At 40.0% G+C, this 17,608-nt stretch carries 14 protein-coding genes; 5 read left to right on the plus strand and 9 right to left on the minus strand.

Translation table 11 applies throughout. The features are described 5' to 3' along the window. The first annotated feature begins 55 nt into the window (after nucleotides 1–55). Together AC5YCI_RS05830 and AC5YCI_RS05835 are read left to right on the plus strand one after the other, a co-directional pair. Nucleotides 56–433: an IS630 transposase-related protein gene (locus AC5YCI_RS05830; RefSeq protein WP_496130285.1), complete on the plus strand. Its 378-nt coding sequence runs from the start codon at nucleotides 56–58 to the stop codon at nucleotides 431–433. Between the two features lie 23 nt (nucleotides 434–456). Next, nucleotides 457–975, plus strand: a complete 519-nt coding sequence (locus AC5YCI_RS05835; RefSeq protein WP_496130284.1) for an IS630 family transposase — start codon at nucleotides 457–459, stop codon at nucleotides 973–975. A gap of 1 nt (nucleotide 976) precedes the next feature. Here the strand turns inward: AC5YCI_RS05835 and AC5YCI_RS05840 are convergent, their stop codons facing one another. The 4 genes from AC5YCI_RS05840 to AC5YCI_RS05855 all read right to left on the minus strand — a co-directional run bounded on the left by AC5YCI_RS05840 (nucleotide 977) and on the right by AC5YCI_RS05855 (nucleotide 6,101). After that, complete coding sequence (locus AC5YCI_RS05840; protein WP_496175284.1) at nucleotides 977–1,654, minus strand: hypothetical protein; 678 nt, start codon at nucleotides 1,652–1,654, stop codon at nucleotides 977–979. Nucleotides 1,655–2,214: 560 nt separating this feature from the next. Then, on the minus strand, nucleotides 2,215–4,311 hold the full coding sequence (locus AC5YCI_RS05845) for an AAA family ATPase (protein ID WP_496175285.1): 2,097 nt from the start codon (nucleotides 4,309–4,311) through the stop codon (nucleotides 2,215–2,217). A gap of 138 nt (nucleotides 4,312–4,449) precedes the next feature. Then, nucleotides 4,450–4,692: a helix-turn-helix transcriptional regulator gene (locus AC5YCI_RS05850; RefSeq protein ID WP_000155629.1), complete on the minus strand. Its 243-nt coding sequence runs from the start codon at nucleotides 4,690–4,692 to the stop codon at nucleotides 4,450–4,452. A 200-nt stretch (nucleotides 4,693–4,892) separates the two neighbouring features. After that, nucleotides 4,893–6,101 carry a tyrosine-type recombinase/integrase gene (locus AC5YCI_RS05855; protein ID WP_496128629.1) on the minus strand — a complete coding sequence of 403 codons (1,209 nt, stop codon included), beginning with the start codon at nucleotides 6,099–6,101 and terminating at the stop codon, nucleotides 4,893–4,895. Nucleotides 6,102–6,552: 451 nt separating this feature from the next. On the opposite strand from AC5YCI_RS05855, the gene AC5YCI_RS05860 reads away from it, so the two are divergent. From AC5YCI_RS05860 to epmA, 3 genes are all read left to right on the plus strand, one after another. Beyond that, on the plus strand, nucleotides 6,553–8,028 hold the full coding sequence (locus AC5YCI_RS05860; protein ID WP_496128628.1) for a patatin-like phospholipase family protein: 1,476 nt from the start codon (nucleotides 6,553–6,555) through the stop codon (nucleotides 8,026–8,028). Nucleotides 8,029–8,158: 130 nt separating this feature from the next. Further along, nucleotides 8,159–9,226 (plus strand): 4-phosphoerythronate dehydrogenase, encoded by a 1,068-nt coding sequence (locus AC5YCI_RS05865; RefSeq protein WP_496128627.1) that lies wholly within the window; start codon nucleotides 8,159–8,161, stop codon nucleotides 9,224–9,226. After that, complete coding sequence (epmA, locus tag AC5YCI_RS05870) at nucleotides 9,223–10,197, plus strand: EF-P lysine aminoacylase EpmA (RefSeq protein WP_496175286.1); 975 nt, start codon at nucleotides 9,223–9,225, stop codon at nucleotides 10,195–10,197. Before AC5YCI_RS05865 ends, epmA begins: the two co-directional genes overlap by 4 nt. Nucleotides 10,198–10,226: 29 nt before the next feature. On the opposite strand, the gene AC5YCI_RS05875 is transcribed toward epmA, so the two are convergent. The 5 genes from AC5YCI_RS05875 to ahcY all read right to left on the minus strand — a co-directional run bounded on the left by AC5YCI_RS05875 (nucleotide 10,227) and on the right by ahcY (nucleotide 17,488). Further along, nucleotides 10,227–11,459: a multifunctional CCA addition/repair protein gene (locus AC5YCI_RS05875; RefSeq protein WP_496128625.1), complete on the minus strand. Its 1,233-nt coding sequence runs from the start codon at nucleotides 11,457–11,459 to the stop codon at nucleotides 10,227–10,229. Nucleotides 11,460–11,542: 83 nt separating this feature from the next. After that, entirely contained in the window at nucleotides 11,543–13,822 is a 2,280-nt protein-coding gene (locus tag AC5YCI_RS05880) for an NADP-dependent malic enzyme (RefSeq protein ID WP_496128624.1), read from the minus strand. A gap of 557 nt (nucleotides 13,823–14,379) precedes the next feature. Then, nucleotides 14,380–15,096, minus strand: a complete 717-nt coding sequence (locus AC5YCI_RS05885; RefSeq protein WP_496128623.1) for a 16S rRNA (uracil(1498)-N(3))-methyltransferase — start codon at nucleotides 15,094–15,096, stop codon at nucleotides 14,380–14,382. Between the two features lie 27 nt (nucleotides 15,097–15,123). Next, the gene (gene metF, locus AC5YCI_RS05890; RefSeq protein ID WP_496128622.1) at nucleotides 15,124–15,960 is read right to left on the minus strand and encodes a methylenetetrahydrofolate reductase [NAD(P)H]; all 837 of its coding nucleotides are present in this window, start codon (nucleotides 15,958–15,960) and stop codon (nucleotides 15,124–15,126) included. 145 nt (nucleotides 15,961–16,105) lie between these two features. Further along, nucleotides 16,106–17,488: an adenosylhomocysteinase gene (ahcY, locus tag AC5YCI_RS05895; protein ID WP_496128621.1), complete on the minus strand. Its 1,383-nt coding sequence runs from the start codon at nucleotides 17,486–17,488 to the stop codon at nucleotides 16,106–16,108. Nucleotides 17,489–17,608: the final 120 nt, after the last annotated feature.

The raw sequence follows: 17,608 nt of genomic DNA on the forward strand, positions 1-17,608 counted from the left end.
TATAGCTAAAAACTTAAGATGAGCTACAATAGAAAAAACTCTAATCTTTAAGATCATGCCAAAAACATATTCTGTCGATCTACGCGAAAAAGCCATGCAGTTTTATAAAGAGTCAAAGCATAAATCGAAGACGTGCGAAATATTTAATATTGCCAGAACCACGCTCGATGATTGGATCCTGATCGAACAGCAGACCGGTCAGCTCAAACAACCTAAATCTCCAAATGTAGGACGCCCCTCAAAGATTCTGGACCTGCAAGCCTTTGAAGCATTTGTAAAAACAACCCCATTTACCCAAGCCAAAGATCTTATTCCCTTGTTTGAACAGCAATTCGGTTATAGCGTTGGCTATCATGTCATTTTAAAAGCCCTGAATAAGATGGGTTGGACGCGTAAAAAAAGAGTTTTCTTTACAAACAAGCCTGCAAGTTAAGCCGTGCTGTATTTGAGTGGTGTTTGCCTCAGTGGAAGCAGCAATATGGTGAAGATCACATTCTTTATATCGATGAATCAGGCATCAACACCCATGAAACCGCACAATATGGTTGGTCTCCAAGAGGTCAGCGCTGTCATGCTTTAAAGTCAGGTGGACATGGCACGAGAATCAGTATGATCAGTGCCGTCAGATCGAATACACCATTCAATTTTATTCAACCTTTAGTATTTCAAGGCTCGTGTGATCGGAATGTTTTTGTCTGTTGGTTGGAATATTTGTTGAAGGATTTAAAACAAAAGGATGAGCAGACTCAAAAATATTTGCTGATCTTAGACAATGCATCGATTCATAAAGGTCCCGTAATTGATGACTTGGCAGCACGATATCAAACAAGAATTGTTTATCTGCCTGCATATAGTCCTGATCTAAATCCTATTGAGAAAGCATGGTCTGTCTTAAAAAGTAAAGTCAGACATATGGTTGCTCAGAATAATAAAACACTTCCGGAAGCTTTGGATATTGCGTTTAGGATGATGTAGCTTATGTTTTATATTTAGCTATACGAAGTTTTTGAATAACGTGTGATGGTTTACCCACTGCTTTTTCTACTTCTTTAAATACCAAGCCACCACGTTCACCCAGTAACGTTGCTGCATTCTTCATTACTTTTAAACGCTTAGCTAAGGCAGGATTTTGAATTTCATGGAGCTGACGTGTGTAATGTTGAACTTCAAGATCTGTTAAGCCTGAAAGGTATGATGGAGCACCTAAAAGAGCTTGAAGTGTTTGCAAGTCTTTTTTCTGCTGTGCTTCTTCAATGAATTTGCGACGCTTGCTGTTATTCATATTTTTAACATGCGAGCGTATTTCATTAGCCACAGGGTCATTAGCACCTGCTGTCAAAGGTGTGGTTAGTTCCTTTTCAATATGTGCAATGCTTTTACTTAGGTTTGCATTTGCAGAATCAATAGATTTAGTAATTTTAAGAAGCTTCTTATTTGCAAAATCATCAGTTTGGATTAATTGAGCTGCTTCATTCCAAACAGGATTTCGCTTACTTGCTTCACGTGCTTTATGAATATCATTGATACCTTCGTAGGCTTCACTCAATGCTTGTGCAGCAATGTGAACATAAGAAGCAGTTTCTTCATCATAGCCTTGAAGGTGCTTGATATTGTCGGGATGTAGTGATGGTGTAATTAGAGGATATATAGACATTTTGAACTCGCATACTGGTTGCATAATTACTTATTGCTTACAACATACGAAAAACAAATTAAAATGGCGACGAAATCAAATAGATACAAATTATTTACAGCAAATAACAAATTATATGGGGGTATAAACAAGCATTTTTTTAGTGCGAAAAATAGCCGTTTTAAGCGAGTTTTTAGGGTAGCCAGTACCCTTGTACCAACCGAGTCCTTTAAGAGGCTATTTACCCCTGAAAGTCGTGCTAATTTCGCTATGTTTAAACCTGTATTTGGGGTAAAGGGTTTAATAATTTAATTAGCAGTAAGTATTCGTATTTTTAACCACAGTCTTAATAATTATTACTTTGAGTATGTAATCTATTGAACTAATAAATGGTTAAAAGTAATTAGTGAACCCCTATAGGAAAAAAAATAATTTTGTATAGGGGGGGTGGGGTCACCAGTAGGGTTCGCTACCTAAAGGTATATACCCTCTAGCGAACCCTGTTCGCTAGGGTATCGGGGGGTAGGTCGGGTTCACCAAATTAACCTACAGGTGAACCCTTAGCGAACCCATAGTGAACCCTAATAATTTGGTGAACCCCCTAGTGGTGCTTGGTTCGATATAGCTCTTAAATATTTATTTCCATTTGGACTAAGGTCTTGGTCTTTGATTTTGTTTTGTGACAATAATCTTTCTACTGCCCCTGCAATCCTTATTTGAGTAATTTCATATCCAGTATTTTTCATTCCATTCAACTGGTTTTTTAATGAATTCCTACTTGGGTAATTACCTTGACTACACTCACGAGAAATCCAGTTCCAAATAAAAATATCATCGGATTTATCGAGCTCAGCTAATTCTTGTTTTTCTAGCTCTGACTTTTGTATTGTGGTTATCTCGACTACAGGGGAAACCGCTAATGAAGTAATTGCTTTACCATTATCCTCATTGCCAGTATTAATTATATTTAATGTAAAATTATAATCTAAAGAATCATCGCCATCTTTAGATTTGGCAATTTTAAAACTTGCTTTACGCTTTTTTTTATCTGCAATACATTCTAAAGCAAAGTCTAAAGAAGCATATAAACTGGAGTGTCCTCGCATACCTTTATCATTAGCTTTACCAGTGTGGTGAACAATCAATACAACGCCACCAAGCTCTTGTTGAATATATTGGAAAGTTTTAATCATATAGCCCATATCTTTACTACTGTTCTCATCCATGTCGCCCCCTGCCTGAGCAAGAGTATCAATGCAAATGACACCTCCATCTAACCCAGCATCTTTAATTTTTTCTATTAGATAATCAATATTAGAGTTGTCTCTAAAATTGATATTAATGTCACGATTAAGGTGATTGATATTTGAGCTAGTATGGTTAAGAATTTTCCAAGCTTTAATCCTTTTAGGTATGCCTGCATTACCCTCTAAAGCAATATAGATTACAGGTTTCTTCTTTGTATCTTTTCCGAACCAAGCTTTCCCATTGCCTATATGGGCTAATAGGTCGATTGTTAAAAATGACTTATATGAGCCAGATGCGCCATAAATAGCACCAATACCAGTTTCAGGGATAATATCATCCACTAACCAAGACGGAGGAGGTAGCTTTTCTAAATCTTCATCGGTCAGAAAAAATGGTAATCTAGGATTATTGAATTGTTGAATGAAAGCATCCGTATCTTTCTTTTCTTTTTCTTGCCTAGCTCGAATCTTTTTTAACATGTAGTTTAAAGATGTATCGTTTTTAGTTGCTTTTTCACGTTTGCCCAGTTCAGACATGCGGAATAAACGTCTACATTGTTCGTTACTTTCACTATAAAAACAAAACATAGACATTAATGCCAAATCAGCTTCACTTTGACTTGGGTAATCATACTCTTGCCATTTTCCGCTACATAAATTATTAAATTTTTCGGCATTGGATTGTTGCATTAATTTTTCAACAATTACATTATCATCTTCGACTTCATATTTTTCTACTAGCTCAATGTTACTTGATGGCTCTAATGATGATAATTGCGTCACCATATTATTCAATAATTCAGAACGTTCATTGATAGGTTCACTTTTAAAAGTATTACCTGTACAAACAATAAAACGTTCTTGACTGTAAACTTCAACACCATCACGACGTCGGCCTTCGCCAATATTTCCTTTAACCCATATATGGAAGCCTTTACCACTTCGAGAATATTCAGTATAGCTATTGAAATTCCCAATAATGCTATCAAAGCGATCGAATTGTTCTGGTGTAGTCCATTTGGAAGCATCTGTACAGTTAGTTGCATCCTTAACGTCAAGGTCAATACATGTAAACGGATCCTCAGCACTCAGCATATAGCCAATGGAATAACCCTGTTGAGTTGTCTTAATACCATCTTTATCAACATTTGTTGTAATAAGTTCGCGATTATTCCATGCAAAGGTACAAGCATCACTAAAGTTCATCCACGTGGTAGGGTCATTTGATTTAGCAGGAATGGCATAACCGTCTACAACGTAAAGGGGAGCTTTGCTTGCTCCGCTTACAGCCCATTGAGCACGCTCTTTTAATTTTTCGGGAATGTTAGCCCATTGATTTGAATCATTAATAATGAAAGAGGGTTGCTGTTGGGCTTGGCTGCCTTGTGTAGTTTGCTGTGGTAAAATGTGGGTACGGTTTAAGCTATTCATGCCAGTTTATTCCTATCAAAAAGACTGCTTCGGCAGTCTTTTTTTGATTGTATGTTTACGATAGGCTTAGGTCGGGAGAGGTGTTAGACACAGGTTTCAATAAGCACAATACGTTTAAGAGTTAGAACAGAAAATTAATTATTTGTCGGAGGTTTGAACTGAATACGAAGACGTACTCGAATGCGCTTGTGCTTCAAGCCATGCCATTAAGGTTGAACGTAAATAGCGGACACGTGACTGGGTATCAGATCCCACTTTAATAAATTGTGGTCCTTTACCTTTAGTACGCCATATTTCAAGGGTATTCTTTTTAAAGCCAAGTAATGAAGCGGCTTCTTTAGTCGTCAGTAAATCTTTATGATTGTTTGCTGAAATAGTCATGTCAAAAGTTCCTTTAGTAATGAGCTATCTGACATGCAATAAAAAAGGGACAGATAGCTCAAGTTTAAATTAACCTTGAAGCCTCTATCACATGATAGATACAAGCTTAATAATGTAACCCATGTTACGTGAATATTAAGCGAGGTGTTTGCAGTTAAAAACAACTATATTATGTTTTATGTTAATGCACAAATGATTTTTTATGATTTACTTTTATCAATCCAATCAGCTACTTGCTGAACTTCGGGGCGTAAATATTGCAAGTGCGTAGTTTCTAAATAATGAATTGCTGTAACCCCTTTAGGCACATGGTTTGTCAGCAATTCAACCTTGTTTAAATCAATACCACAATGCGCCACTCCTATTGTGGTAAACGTCCGTCTAAGGTCATGTGCTGTAATTGGTGTTCCAGCAACTTCACTCATACGTTTCAATGAATCTCTAGGGTCAATAATGTGTCCTGACTTTGACCATGAAGCAAAAACAAAAGGTGAACTCTCTGTTCTAGGTCTAGCTTTGAGCAGCTCTATTGCTTGAGTTGATAAGGGTAAATAGACAGGATTGTGGTTTTTAGGGTCGGGTATATGCCACCATGCTTCCTCTAAATTAACTCTATCCCAAGTTAAAGAACGAGCTTCGCCTAATCGTGCACCTGTGAGCATTAGGAAAATAATTAAATCAATGCTTGCTAGAGTTTCACGGTTAAAAGCAGTTTCCCTTGTTGACCACAGGTATTTCCAAACATCATTTACCTTAGAATCAGGAATACGACTGGTACGAGGTTTTAATTTCACCATTTTCTTTTTAAGAATATTTACAGGGTTTTCCTGAATTAATGGTGTGCCATCTTCCTTTCTATATTCATCCATTGCGTAATTAATTAATGCTCGTAATACGCTGAATGCTTGATTAGCTTGGGCAGGTGCAGGGGCATTACCACGTAAACCATGTTCTTTAAGTTGGTTGTAGCGTTTATTCACATCCTCACGGTTAATTGCTGCAATAGGGGTATCCTGCCATGCTTCAAAACTTGTGGTCACATGTCTGCGAATTTCACTTTGTGAACTTGCTTTAAGCGATCTGTCTTTAATGTAAGAGTCGCAAACTTCACGCAATGTAATAGACATTAATGCATGTGCTTTTGCCTGTGCTGTTGGGCTTGTACCCATGCGCATTGTGCGTAAATGCTCGCGGGCAATGTCACGTGCTTGGTCAGGGGCAAAGACACCATACTGCCCGATAGTAATACGCTCCGAGCGACCATTAACACGGTTTTGCACAATAAAGCTAACACGACCTTTAGGGGTAACTCGAATACCGAAACCTTTTAATTCAGTATCCCATTCAAATTTATCTTTGCTGATTGGTGCAGGGTATTTGTCGATGAAGCTCTTAGTCAACTTAGGCATGATAGAACTCCTCACCGACATTGTAGTTGGCGATAAATGTAGTATGATTCATTTGTTGTTTCCTAGTAGGGATATAACCACAGGCAAGGACTATTGGCGTAGTCGCTTGCCTTTTTTGCACTGTAACTCGTAAGCAATTTGTAAGCGATACAGGGAAAGCATAAACAAGCTACATAAAACAAAATATAGCTTCAAGGCATTGTTTTGTAAAGGAATGTATGGCTTACTAAATGTTAATAAAGCCCAGTAAAATGTAAGTCCCAATAACTTGAAAACCGACGAGGGCTTATACCCCTCCGTGAGTTCGAATCTCACCGCTTCCGCCAAATTCAAAAAACCCCTGATCATTGATCAGGGGTTTTTTATTGCTCTTATTTTAATGTAAGAAAAAATTTAATTTTGAGTGCACTAAATTAAATAAAACTAAAATAATAAAAAAGAGGGCTGAGAAATGAACATACTTCTTGATTTAATTAAAAAGAATGAAGATATTCATGGCAAGAATGAAAAACTCGGATATATACAGAAGATTCGACATCAGATTCAACAACAACCCATCTCCGATATTGTAGATCACCAAGGCAATCAATACATTGACTTGGTTTTAGAGGGCGGTACAGTTTGGGGGATTGCATTAATTGGCTATACCTACACGCTTGAAAAAGCAGGTATTCGTTTTCTAAACTTAGCAGGTACTTCGGCAGGCGCAATTAATGCGACGATACTCGCAGCCTTAGGTACATCATCTGAGCCAAAAAGCGAGAAATTGATTGAAATTTTTTCTGAAATGGATTTTAACAGCTTTATCGATAGCGGAAAAACGGCTCAAAATTTATTAGATGATATAAAAGATAATGTATGGACTGCAATGCTTCCCAAAATGCTTTGGTTAGGACTACGAGGTAAATTTGGTGGCAGTACATTGGGCATTAACGCTGGGAAAGCTTTTGAAAAATGGCTTGAGACCACCTTAGCAATAAAAGAATGCCAAATACATACAACAGCGGATCTATTTCAAAAACTCAAGAATGAAAATTTAAGTATTCGAAAGCATGCACATCGTACACAGGCAGATGCAGACAGATTTCATCAGAATTTTAAAGTCAATCATTTAGCGATTGTTGCAGCGGATATCACCACAGAAAGCAAAATTATATTTCCAGAAATGGCGTATTTATATTGGGATGAGCCGTTAAAAACCCATCCTAAAAAGTACGTACGCGCATCAATGTCAATTCCATTACTTTTTGAACCGGTACGAATAAAAGATTTACCTCAAGATAGAAGAGACCATTGGCGTATATTAACTGGCTATCAGGGGGCAGTACCCGAAACAGCTTATCTTGTAGATGGTGGAGTTATTTCTAATTTCCCAATCGATGTTTTTCACGCCAATGATGTGATTCCGCTATGTCCGACCTTTGGGGTGAAATTAGGCATTGATAGAAAACACGCATTGAAGATTAAAGATATAAAGGATTTTGGAGCAGCATTGCTCGATACAGTGACCAATAATAGTGATTACAGCTTTTTATTTCATAATGAAGACTATAGTAAATTAATTGCTTATATTGATACATCCACTCCTTATAAAGCAAAAGAGCAAGATAAAAAAGGCACTTTTTTGAAGAAAATTTTGGCTAAATTTAAGCAGCCTGAGAGTGAGACATTTAGTTCTTTAGATTTTAACATGTCGAATCCCAAAAAGGCGGCACTGTTTGCCTTGGGTGCACAAGCCGCCTATGAGTTTATTTGCGGGAATGATTCTTATCATAAAACTTTAGATAAGGAAAAATTACCTGCAAATGCAATTTGTCCATTTGATTGGGAAGACTATAAAAAATTGCGAGAAAAACTGATTGTGACTGACCCAGACTTATATAAAGAGAAAAAAGAAAAACGTAGGTTAAAGTCATTATTTCCTTAATTGCCGAGTTTTGAACATATTTTAAAAAATTACGCTTCTGTACATGCTAAATATAGGCGCGGAGAAATCAAATAGTCAGAGGTTGTGACAAAGCGTTATCATAGACGTAAATATGCTTTGGATGACATGCATGAAAATTATTGCCGATGAGAATTTGGCCTTTACTGATTATTTCTTTGCTGAATTTGGCGAGATCAGCCATAAAGCTGGACGGACTTTAACAGCTCAAGACGTACAAGATGTCGATGCACTCTTGGTACGTTCAGTGACTCAAGTCAATGCGAAGTTACTCAAAGACAGCCAAGTTAAATTTGTGGGCAGTGCCACCATTGGTACTGACCATTTAGATCTTCAAACTTTAGACGCTCATCATATTGCATGGTCAAATGCCGCAGGTTGTAATGCCCAGGCCGTTGCCGAATATGTCATTACGGCGCTCCTCCATGTGCAACCACAACTCTTACATGCCAAGCACAACTTTACTTTAGGCATTATTGGCTTAGGTAATGTTGGCTCGCGTTTGGTGAAAATGGCAAAACTTTTGGGTTGGCAAGTGCTTGGCTATGACCCATTTGTACAATTAGATGGGGTAGAACAAGTTGATTTTGATAGCCTATTAAAACGTGCCAATGCCATTTCGATTCATGTGCCTTTAACCAAAACAGGCATGCATCCAACTTATCATTTAATTGATGCTAAAGCCTTGGCCAAGATGCCAGCAGATACGATTTTAGTGAACTCAGCACGTGGGCCTGTGGTTGCAGAAGCTGATTTAATTGCAGATATTCAAAAAACAGGGCGTAAGGTCGTACTAGATGTGTTTGAGCACGAACCTGAAATTACGGCTGAAGTCCTAGATTTAATCACACTTGTTACGCCACATATTGCAGGCTATAGCTTAGAAGGCAAAGCGCGTGGTACAAAAATGATTTACGATGCCTTTTGTCAAACCTTTGGCTTTAGTTCAAATAAACGCTTTGAAAGCCAATTGCCAGTGTGTGACCAATACTTTAAAGATCAAGATTTAACAGCTGTTTTAGCACAGCATTTGCGCCAAATCTATGATATTGCGCGTGATGATGCCAATTTACGTGCTTGTGTCAAAGACGGCAAAGTTGAACAAAAAGCCTTTGATTATTTACGTAAAACCTATCCGCTGCGCCGTGAATGGGCAGCCCATGCAGGACCACAAGCATGAGTATTGATTATCAACCCACTTGCGATTTAAATGCCTTACGTGCGCGTTCCAATATGTATGCTCAGTTACGCCAGTTTTTTGCTGAACGTGATGTATTAGAAGTTGAAACGCCTGTTTTATCACAGGCGGGTGTGACTGATGTGTATTTAGCTTCGGTGCAAGCTAAGCGTCATCTACAAGGTAAAGCACGCACTCATTATTTACAAACTTCGCCTGAATTTGCCATGAAGCGTTTATTGGCCAGTGGCAGCGGGCCAATTTACCAAATCTGTAAAGTCTTCCGTGATGATGAGCATGGTCGGAAACACAACAGCGAATTTACCATGCTGGAATGGTATCGTCCCGGTTTTAGTCTCAAAGATTTAATGCTAGAAGTGACTGATTTACTCAATGTAGTGTTAAAACAACGCTTTGGAGAAGTACGTCCGACCATTTTAAGCTATAAACATGCCTTTATGGATCGTTTAGATCTCAATCCGTTGCAGGCCACCTTACAAGAGCTTAAAGATGCTGCGCGCCGTGTGGGTTTAAATTTAGATTTAGGCGATGATCGTTTAGGTTATATCGACCTTTTATTCTCGCATATGGTCGAGCCAAGTTTAGGTTTTGATACCCCAGTCTTTTTAACCGATTTTCCACCAGAATTAGCATCATTGGCCAAAACGCGTATTGATGAAGACGGTAAGTTAGTGGCAGCGCGTTTTGAGCTTTATATTGAAGGTTTAGAACTCGCCAATGCTTATGATGAACTGATTGATGCCGAAGTTCTGCGTAGCCGTTTTGAGGCGGATAATCTTGAGCGTAACAAACTCGGTTTACCTATCATGCCGATTGATGAATATTTATTGGCAGCTTTACCGCATATGCCAGAATGTTCAGGCATTGCCTTAGGCATTGATCGTTTACTGATGATTGCCACGCAAAAAATGCGTTTAGAGCAGGTGATAAGTTTTCCTGCGGATCGCGCCTAAAACAAAAAAAGCACCCGAGGGTGCTTTTTTTATGACTGAATAGTTTGCTGGGCTTTAAGTCCATCTAGCGCTTCAATCCGACGCTGAATCAGCATTTCTCCAATATCAGGGCCTTTAATATCAGCAGGTAAATCTTGTGCTTTAATACTGCGCACCACCTGCATGGCATCTAATAAATACTGCGCTTGCGGATAAGCCCGATCTTCTAAGCCTAAGCGACCACGCGAATCACATTCACAGGCTTGTACAAAAGCTTCGACCCGTTCAGGACGACGTAGCACATCTAAACGCTGTAATAAACGCCATAAGGTGCCTGGCTTTAAATTTAAAGCTTGATGGCATTTAAGATGTTCTTTACAGACTGCCAAAGCCAATTGCTTAGTATTGGTCGGGACTTTTAAACGTTCACAGACTTCGGTAACCGGTTGAATACCGCGTTCTTCATGCATGATATGTCGTGGTAACTCATCCTTCGGAGTGAGTGCTTTACCTAAATCATGTACCAATACTGCAAAACGGACATCTAAATCGTAACCGGCTTTACAGGCTTGCTGTAATGACATCATGGTGTGAATACCACAGTCAATTTCTGGGTGATATTCAGGGCGCTGTGGAATGCCAAATAGGGCATCAATTTCAGGGAACAGCACTTTTAAAGCACCGCATTCACGCAGGACTTCAAAATATACATCGGCATGTGGTTCCATTAAGGCACGCGAAGTTTCTTTCCAAACCCGTTCAGGTGTCAGGGCTTCAAGCTCACCAGAGGCTGCTAAAGTGTGCATGAGAGTAAGCGTTTCAGGGGCAACCTTAAAGCCTAAGCCATGATAACGCGCAGCAAAACGTGCAATACGTAACACCCGGAGTGGATCTTCGACAAACGCATCCGAGACATGTCTTAATAGCCTAAGTTCTAGATCTTGCTGGCCTTGGTAAGGATCATACAGCTGACCTTGATCATCCATGGCCATGGCATTAATGGTTAAATCACGACGGATTAAATCCTGTTCTAAACTAACGCTAGGGTCCGTGTAAAATTCAAAGCCATGATAGCCGTGACCTGCTTTACGTTCGGTACGTGCTAGTGCATATTCTTCTTTTGTCTCTGGATGTAAAAAAACCGGAAAGTCTTTGCCTACGGGCTGAAAACCATCCGCAAGCATTTGTTGTGGTGTCGCACCAACAACCACATAATCTTTTTCGTGATAGGGGTGTCCGAGTAAGTGATCTCGTACTGCGCCGCCTACTAAATAAACTTGCATGAAAAAACCTCTATTCTTGAGGCAATCATGCAACAGAATAGAGGTTTTCTCAAGTCAAGAAATACGCTTTTGCAAGATTTTGCTTAGAGCGCGTCTTGCTCGGCTTGCTGAATTTCAGCCACGGTTAATGCAGTCATATTCACTACACGACGCGTCGTGGCAGTTGGTGTTAAAATATGTACAGGTTTTGCCGCACCCAATAAAATTGGACCAATGGTGACGTTATTACCCGAAGTGGCTTTGAGTAAGTTAAACGAAATATTGGCTGCATCTAGATTTGGCATAATCAATAAGTTGGCCGAACCTTTAAAACGTGAGTTCGGGAAAGCAAACTGACGAATATTCTCATCCAAAGCAGCATCGGCATGCATTTCACCTTCCACTTCAAGTTCAGGCGCAATTTCACTTAAGATATCAAACACTTTACGCATTTTTTGTGCGCTGGCATCATTTTGATCTGAACCAAAGCTTGAATGTGAAACCAAAGCCACACGTGGTGTCATACCAAAACGACGCACTTCTTCCGCGGCTAAAATAGTCATTTCTGCCAGCTGTTCAGCACTTGGGTTACGGTTAATGTAAGTATCAGCAATAAACAAGTTACGATCTTCAAGCATCAACGCATTTAAAGTAAAGAAGGTATTGTGACCTTGTTTTAGACCGATAATGTTTTTCACGAAGTCTAAATGAATGTCATAGCTTGAATAGGTACCACATAACATACCGTCAGCTAAACCGTGACGTACCAACATTGAGGCAATTAAGGTTGAACGACGACGTGCTTCACGCTGCGCATATTCGGGTGTAACGCCTTTACGCTGCATGATGCTGTAATAGTCATCCGCAAATTTCTCGTAATCTGCATTTTTCTCTTGATCAACAATGTGAATATTGACGCCATTTTCTAAACGTAAGCCTAATTTTTTAATGTTGGCTTCAATGACTGCAGTACGACCGACCAAGATTGGTTTGGCTAAGTCTTCATCGACTGCAATTTGTACGGCACGCAATACGCGTAGGTCTTCACCTTCAGCATAAGCAATACGTTTAGGATCAGTTTTGGCTTGGGCAAAAATTGGTTTCATCATAAATGCTGAGTTATACACAAACTCAGATAAACGTTGACGATAGACCGAGAAATCTTGAATTGGACGAGTGGCTACACCTGAATCCATGGCCGCTTTGGCAACAGCTGGCGCGATTTCCAAAATTAAGCGTTGATCAAGTGGGCGTGGAATTAAGTAATCACGACCAAATGAGGCAGATTTTTCACCATAAGAGGCGGCATCTGCTTCCACATGTGCCATACGTGCAATCGCATGTACACAGGCAATCTTCATATCTTCATTAATGGTGGTAGCGCCGACATCTAGCGCACCACGGAAGATATAGGGGAAGCACAGGGCATTGTTGACTTGGTTTGGATAATCCGAACGACCAGTTGCCATAATCACATCATCACGTGCAGCATGGGCATGTTCAGGCAGGATTTCTGGATCTGGGTTCGCAAGCGCAAAGATAATTGGATCTTTGGCCATTTGCTTGACCATATCTTGACTTAAAATGCCGGCAGCAGATAAGCCTAAGAACATATCTGCACCTGTCATAACATCAGCAAGTTGCGTGCCTTGAATGTCTTGAACATAGCGTTTTTTTGATTCGTCTAAGCCGGTACGCTGCGTAGTGAGTAGACCGCGTGAGTCCGCCACAATAATATTTTCTTTTTTAGCACCTAATGCACAGAGCAAATCTAAACAAGATAAGGCAGCAGCACCAGCACCTGAGGCAACAATTTTGATTTCGTCAATTTTTTTGCCGTTTAATTGCAATGCATTGAGTAATGCCGAACCGACAATAATTGAGGTACCGTGTTGGTCATCATGAAACACTGGAATGTTCATGCGTTCACGCAGTTTTTGTTCAATATAGAAACATTCTGGTGCTTTAATGTCTTCTAAGTTAATGCCACCAAAAGTTGGCTCTAGTGCAGCCACAATATCCACAATTTTGTCTGGATCATTTTCAGCAATTTCGATGTCAAATACGTCAACACCAGCAAACTTTTTAAATAAAACGCCTTTACCTTCCATGACTGGTTTTGACGCCAGTGGACCAATATTGCCCAGACCCAGTACCGCAGTACCATTACTGACCACAGCCACCAAATTACCGCGTGCAGTATACAAAGCGGCTGTTGATGGATCACGTTCAATCTCTAAACATGGTGCAGCCACACCTGGAGAATAAGCTAAAGCTAAATCGTGTTGGTTGATCAGTTGCTTACTTGGGGTGACGCTAATTTTCCCTGGTGTTGGGAATTCATGATAATAAAGTGCTTGCTGTTTTAATGATTGATCGTCCATTTGAATCTCGTTTTACCTTAAAGTTGCCGACCAGCGTACTGGTGGTGTTTGACCAAATTTGATCGAATATAACATTAGTGACAGTGTTCTAATAGACACGCTTGCTGCTTTTATAGACAAACTTAGATTGTAGATCTATGAATTAATAGTTAAATGGTATTAAAAGAATTGTATAAATCTAAGTTATTATTTTTATAAATTTTTTTTCTAGATTATAAGCTTGCTTTATGCAGAATTGCACGGAGTATAAACAGTTTTAGTGCCTAAGCGTAGAGATCTTAGACTAAAGTACCTTTGTGGTTTAAGATTTATCAAGTCTATGCCAACACAGCGATTGATTACTTTAGCGCAAAGTCTAACATTCAGTGCAATGAGATCAGCGCTGGAATTTGACTGAATCAGGATTCAGTTGTTGAGAAAACTGCTGAAATGATCAAGTCGAAGTCAGCCCTTTAAGTCAAAATAAGTCTTAAGCGAATCTCATCATATGCAATAAGAGCTGCAAAACGCCCAATAAAAAAAGCAGCCCTGAGGCTGCTAATTTCTTGTTGCTGTGTTTAAGCGACAAAATGATAATTAAGAATTGAGAGTGCCACCACAGGCGCTGTTTCGGTACGCAAAACACGACGACCAATACACCAATTGATAAAGCCCTTCTGATTGGCCACCGCAATTTCTGCCTCGCTTAAACCGCCTTCAGGTCCAATCAGTAAGGCTAAATCAGGAGTGGCTTTGTTCAGCACATTTGATTGGTCTTTATTGGGTGCAAGCACCAATTTGGTGGCTGGTAATGCGCTGTCCAACCATTTTTCTAAAGGCATTGGCGCTAGAATTTGAGGGACAAGATTTAAGCCACATTGTTCACATGCTGCAATCGCGACCCCTTGCCAATGATCAAGCTTTTTTTGGTCGCGATCATATTTTAAGCGCATTTCACAGCGTTCCGAGGTTAAAAGCTGAATTTTGCTTACACCCAGTTCCACCGCTTTTTGAATAGCATAATCCATACGATCGCCTTTACTCATCACTTGACCTAAGAGGGCAGTAAACGCAGGGGTACGATTGTCGGGATCAAAGCTCATTACCTGTACAACAGCGGTTTTTTTATTGACTTCAATCAGCTCGACTTGGTATTCACCGCCTTGTCCATTAAACAAAGTGGCTGTTTCGCCCACTTGAGCGCGGAGTACTTTACACCAATGATGAAACACGGTCTCGGTTAAATCGGCAGACGTATCAACCGTTAACGTCGCTTCCATATAAAAACGTGGCATAAAATACTCACTTTAAAAACAATAAAATTACGCGAGACCTAAGTCTTTAACTAACTGACGCGTTGGGTCGGTGGTGTTCATGGTGTAAAAATGCAAACTTGGTGCGCCGCCAGCAATCAGGCGTTCACATAGTTTCACAATCACTTCATGACCAAAGGCTTTAATCGAAGCTGTGTCATCACCATAAGTGGCCAATTGCTTACGAATCCAACGTGGAATCTCAGCACCTGTACCATCAGCAAAACGAATTAAATTGCTGGCGTTGGTGATTGGCATAATGCCGGGCGCAACAGGAATATTGACACCTTCTTTTTGAATACGTTCTACAAAATAGAAATACGCATCTGGATTAAAGAAGAATTGTGTTAATGCAGCATTAGCGCCGGCATTGGCTTTATCGCAGAAACGTTGGATATCTAAATCAAAGCTGTCTGCTTGTGGGTGCATTTCAGGATAAGCCGCCACTTCAATATGGAAATGATCACCTGAATGTTCACGGATAAAACGCACTAAATCCGTAGCATAAGGCAGTTCACCTAAACCGACTTGACCTGAGGGTAAGTCACCACGCAGTGCCACAATACGGTCAATGCCTTGTGACTTGTACAAATCAAGTAATTCGGCAATACGTGCTTTGCTATCACCAATACAAGACAGATGCGGGGCAACAGGTGTGCCTTTACCGTTAAAATCCGCTAAGGTAGACAAAGTACGTTCACGGGTAGAACCACCTGCACCGTAAGTCACAGAAAAAAACTCTGGATTGAGCAGTTGTAGTTCTTGATGCACAACTTTTAATTTTTCCGCACCTGCATCAGTTTTGGTGGGGAAAAACTCGAAAGAAATTGGAATCTGTTTAGACATATTTTAAATCCTATTTTTATAAATACTTTTTATGTTTGCCCTCATCCCGGCCTTCTCCCAGAGGGAGAAGAGGGGTCACTACTCCATTAAGAGAAGTAAGGAAGTCCCTCTCCTAACAGGAGAGGTTAGGAGAGGTGAAAAAAACTTAGTATTTATAAGCGTCAGACTTAAACGGACCTTCAACAGCTACACCTAAGTAGTCTGCTTGTTCTTGAGTCAATTGAGTTAACACACCGCCAAAACCTGCAACCATTGCCGCAGCAACTTCTTCGTCTAATTTCTTAGGAATAAGCTCTACACGGATTTTAGCCGCTTTTTCTTCTTCAGGAAGATCAGCAAATTTTTCAGCAAATAAGTGCATTTGACCGAGTACTTGGTTAGCAAACGAACCATCCATAATACGTGATGGGTGACCAGTTGCATTACCAAGATTCACTAAACGACCTTCAGATAAAAGGATTAAATAATCATTTTCGTTTTCTGAACGATAGACTTGGTGAACTTGAGGTTTTACTTCAACCCACTTGTAACCACGTAAGTAGTTGGTGTCGATTTCAGTATCAAAGTGACCGATGTTACACACAACCGCACCTGCTTTTAATGAATCAAGCATTGCAGCATCACAAACGTGGTAGTTACCTGTTGTGGTTACGATAAGGTCAGTGTTTTGCAAAAGATCAAGATTGACGTCTTCTTTTTTACCTGTTTGTACGCCATTTTTGTATGGAGATACAACTTCGTAACCATCCATACATGCTTGCATTGCACAGATTGGATCAACTTCAGTCACACGTACAATCATGCCTTCTTGACGAAGTGATTGTGCAGAACCTTTACCTACGTCACCGTAACCGATCACAAGCGCACGACGGCCAGATAACAACATATCTGTACCGCGTTTGATGGCATCGTTTAGAGAGTGGCGGCAACCGTATTTGTTGTCGTTTTTAGATTTAGTCACAGAATCGTTGACGTTGATTGCAGGCACTTTTAAAGTACCGTCACGTAACATTTCATACAGACGTTGCACACCAGTGGTTGTTTCTTCAGTTACACCGTGGATTTTCGCAATCACTTCCGGGTATTTTTCATGAACAAGGAGAGTTAAATCACCACCATCATCAAGAATCATGTTGGCATCCCAAGGTGTGCCGTTTACATTGATTTGTTGCTCAAGGCACCACATGTATTCTTCTTCAGTTTCGCCTTTCCAAGCAAAAACAGGAATACCCGCAGCAGCAATTGCAGCAGCAGCATGATCTTGCGTTGAGAAGATGTTACAAGATGTCCAACGAACTTCTGCGCCGAGTTCTACCAAAGTTTCAATTAAAACCGCAGTTTGGATTGTCATGTGAATACAACCCAAAATTTTTGCACCTGCAAGTGGCTTCGCCGCAGCATAACGCTTACGTAAACCCATAAGGGCTGGCATTTCAGCTTCTGCAAGTTTGATTTCTTTGCGGCCGTAGTCCGCTAAAGTGATATCCGCTACTTTATAATCTGTAAATGAAGCATTAACCGCGTTCATCACGATCTCCTTAATATTCATAGAAAAATTGATCATTCAGTTCGCGGATGCCGTTGTTGGTTAAGCCAGAAAAGTTTAACCGATCGTCGAGCCTGGCAAATCTTACATTTAGTGCCTGTA

Source organism: Acinetobacter sp. CY17, from assembly GCF_059515825.1.

Bases quoted from the DNA above. Each gene is read 5' to 3' on its own strand.
- ahcY (WP_496128621.1), bottom strand. From the start codon at position 17,488: ATGAACGCGGTTAATGCTTCATTTACAGATTATAAAGTAGCGGATATC.
- AC5YCI_RS05875 (WP_496128625.1), bottom strand. From the start codon at position 11,459: ATGCAAGTTTATTTAGTAGGCGGCGCAGTACGAGATCACTTACTCGGA.
- AC5YCI_RS05830 (WP_496130285.1), top strand. From the start codon at position 56: ATGCCAAAAACATATTCTGTCGATCTACGCGAAAAAGCCATGCAGTTT.
- epmA (WP_496175286.1), top strand. From the start codon at position 9,223: ATGAGTATTGATTATCAACCCACTTGCGATTTAAATGCCTTACGTGCG.
- AC5YCI_RS05840 (WP_496175284.1), bottom strand. From the start codon at position 1,654: ATGTCTATATATCCTCTAATTACACCATCACTACATCCCGACAATATC.
- AC5YCI_RS05885 (WP_496128623.1), bottom strand. From the start codon at position 15,096: ATGCCACGTTTTTATATGGAAGCGACGTTAACGGTTGATACGTCTGCC.
- AC5YCI_RS05860 (WP_496128628.1), top strand. From the start codon at position 6,553: ATGAACATACTTCTTGATTTAATTAAAAAGAATGAAGATATTCATGGC.
- AC5YCI_RS05850 (WP_000155629.1), bottom strand. From the start codon at position 4,692: ATGACTATTTCAGCAAACAATCATAAAGATTTACTGACGACTAAAGAA.
- AC5YCI_RS05855 (WP_496128629.1), bottom strand. From the start codon at position 6,101: ATGCCTAAGTTGACTAAGAGCTTCATCGACAAATACCCTGCACCAATC.
- AC5YCI_RS05880 (WP_496128624.1), bottom strand. From the start codon at position 13,822: ATGGACGATCAATCATTAAAACAGCAAGCACTTTATTATCATGAATTC.
- AC5YCI_RS05865 (WP_496128627.1), top strand. From the start codon at position 8,159: ATGAAAATTATTGCCGATGAGAATTTGGCCTTTACTGATTATTTCTTT.
- metF (WP_496128622.1), bottom strand. From the start codon at position 15,960: ATGTCTAAACAGATTCCAATTTCTTTCGAGTTTTTCCCCACCAAAACT.
- AC5YCI_RS05845 (WP_496175285.1), bottom strand. From the start codon at position 4,311: ATGAATAGCTTAAACCGTACCCACATTTTACCACAGCAAACTACACAA.